Source organism: Streptomyces sp. SID3343 (assembly GCF_009865215.1).
GTDB lineage: Bacteria > Actinomycetota > Actinomycetes > Streptomycetales > Streptomycetaceae > Embleya.
The window spans coordinates 1-2,674 of the sequence record NZ_WWJX01001392.1 but is presented as its reverse complement, the minus strand read 5'-3'; the positions used below and the strand labels follow the sequence as shown (position 1 = coordinate 2,674).

Here is a 2,674-nt window from a genome sequence, read left to right as displayed (position 1 = left end):
CCGACGCGCTCGCGATCGTCGCCGAGATCAACGGCGGCGTCGCCCCCGCGCGGCCCGGCACGCGATGGGGGGTGTGGGCGGCCGAGCCGCCCGGCAGCAAACTCACGGCGGAGCGCCTCGACGGGGGGCGGTGGCAACTGCACGGAACCCGTCGGTGGTGTTCGGGCGCCCGCATGTGCACCCACGCTCTGGTGACCGCGGACGGCCCCGACGGACCACGCCTGTTCGAGATCGACGTCGGCCTTCCCGGGTATCGGGTGCTCCCCGACTCGTGGCCGGCGATCGGCATGGCCGCGAGCGAGACCCTGGACGTCGAACTCGACGCACTCGCGGCAGAACCGGTCGGCGGCGTCGGCGCCTACCTCGATCGTCCGGGCTTCCACCACGGCGGAGTCGGCGTCGCGGCGTGTTGGTTCGGCGGCGCCCGCGCGGTCGCCCGCCCACTCGTCGAGGCCGCCGGGAAGGACCGTCTGGACCCGCACGGGCTGGCCCATCTCGGCGCCGTCGACCTCGCGCTGACCGTCTCCGAAACCCTCCTCGCGCAGGCCGCCGCGGAGATCGACGCCGATCCCCGGGACCGCTCGGGCACCGCGGAGACGCGGGCGCTGCGAGTCCGAGCCGTCGTGGAGCGCACGTGCGCCGAGGTCGTCGACCGGGCCGGACGCGCGCTCGGCGCCGGACCGCTGTGCCACGACGCCCGTCACGCCCGCGCGGTCGCCGACCTGACGGTGTACATCCGCCAGCATCACGGCGAACGCGACCTGGCCCGCCTGGGCGCGCTGCGGGCCGCCGCCCTGTCCACGCCCCGTCACCCGGAGGCGACGCCGTGACCCACGAGATCGCGCCCGCCGATCCCATCCAGGCCCCCGGTACGCGCGAGGAGATGTGGCGGGCCTGGCCCCGATTGACCGAACTGCCGCGCGTCGAGCCGCTGGAGGCCGCCGGGCCCGCCCGCACCGGCGGTCTGGTGGTCGTCGCGGCGCACCCCGACGACGAAATCCTGGGCGCCGGCGGCCTGATTGCCGCGCATCTCGACGCGGGGCACCGAGTTCGGGTGGTGCTGCTCACCGACGGCGAGAAGTCCCATCCCGGCGGCCCGATCCCGCCCCCGGTTCTGCGCGCACGCCGGATCCGGGAGACGGAACGGGCGTTGGCCGTCCTGGGATCGAGCGCGCGGGGCCGCGAGGCCGGGCGAGTGCGCCCGTCCGGCCCGGAAGTCGGGCGCGTGCGTCCACTCAGCCCGGAAGTCGGGCCGGTGCGTCCGCCGGAGCCGGAGTACGGGCGCCTGCGCCCGACGGGCACGCAGAGCGGGCCACCGCGCTCGTCCGGCACGGACACCGGACCGGTGCCGCCGCCGGGCGCCGAGATCGTGCGACTGCGCCTGCCGGACACCGAAGTAGCCGAGCACGAGGCGAGCGCGGTGGCCGAGCTCTCCGCGCTCGTGGCCGGCTTCGGGGCGTGCGCCGCTCCGTGGTCGGGCGACGTGCACGGCGACCACGAGGCCGCGGGGCGCGCCGCGGCGTCGGCGTGTGCGTCGGCCGACGTGCGCTACGTCGAGTACCCCGTGTGGATGTGGCACTGGGCCCGTCCCGACGATCCCCGGGTCCCGTGGAAGCGCGCGGTCCGGGTGGACCTGACGCCCGAGCGGCGACGGCGCAAACGCGACGCGATCGCGTGCTTCGAAACCCAGGTTCGGCCGCATGCCCCGGGGCGGGACGATCGGGTGATCCTGCCTCCCGAGGAGATCGAACACTTCCTCCGTCCCTACGAGGTGGTGTTCCGGTGACGGCCCCCCTCCCGTCGCAAAGCGGGTTCGACGCGATGTACGGGGCCGCCGCGGACCCGTGGAGGCTCGCGGAACGCGCCTACGACCGGCGCAAGTACGCACTCACCGTCGCGTCGCTGCCCCGAGCGCGCTACCGCGACGCCTTCGAACCGGCGTGCTCGGTGGGTGTCCTCACCCGCCTGCTCGCCGATCGCTGCGATCGCCTTCTGGCGTGCGACCTCTCCGACGTGGCGGTCACCGAGGCCCGCGGGCGTACCGCCGACGTTTCGCACGTGCGAGTCGAACGCCGGGTACTTCCCCAGGAGTGGCCGGACCGGCCCGCCGGGTTCGACCTCGTGGTGCTGTCGGAGTTCCTGTACTACTTCGATCCGCCCACGCTCGACGTGGTTCTGGCTCGGGCCCGGGCCTGCCTCGCGCCGGGCGGCACCGTGGTCGCGGTGCACTGGCGACCGCCGGCGCCCGGCCACGTGGGTTCGGCCGAGCACGTGCACGAGGCGGTGGGCGCGATGCCCGACCTCGTACGCGTGGTCGAACACCGGGAACCCGATTTCCTCCTCGACGTGCTGATCGACACGCGGGGGCAAACCGGCGCGGTCTCCGCCGCCGACCTCTCGCCGGCCGCGTACGAGGGATTGCGTTGAGCGCCCGTACCGGAGGCGCCCGCCCGGGAGGCGCAGGTACCGGAGGCGCCCGTACGGGAAGCGCCCATCCGGCGAACGCCCGTCCGGTGAGCGGGCGTCCGATGAGCGAGCGTCGGGTGCGGCTGGTGGCCGTGGTGGTGCCCGCCCGCGACGAGGAGGACGAACTCCCGGGCTGCCTGCGAGCGCTCGCGCTGGCGAGTGCCCGGGCCGCCGCGTCGGGCGTGCACGTGACGACGGTCGTGACCGC

The 2,674-nt window shown here is 75.3% G+C and carries 3 protein-coding genes; all 3 read left to right on the top strand.

Going from position 1 to position 2,674, the window contains the following annotated elements; genetic code table 11:
- Positions 1–830, top strand: an 830-nt coding sequence (locus GT354_RS44360) for an acyl-CoA dehydrogenase (RefSeq protein ID WP_161362885.1), incomplete at its 5' end; no start/stop codon positions are given.
- Entirely contained in the window at positions 827–1,786 is a 960-nt protein-coding gene (locus GT354_RS55230; RefSeq protein ID WP_346012456.1) for a PIG-L family deacetylase, read from the top strand. The genes GT354_RS44360 and GT354_RS55230, both read left to right, overlap by 4 nt.
- A complete protein-coding gene (locus GT354_RS44350) occupies positions 1,783–2,427 on the top strand; it encodes a class I SAM-dependent methyltransferase (protein WP_346012455.1) in 645 nt (214 codons plus the stop codon). Before GT354_RS55230 ends, GT354_RS44350 begins: the two co-directional genes overlap by 4 nt.
- Positions 2,428–2,674: the final 247 nt, after the last annotated feature.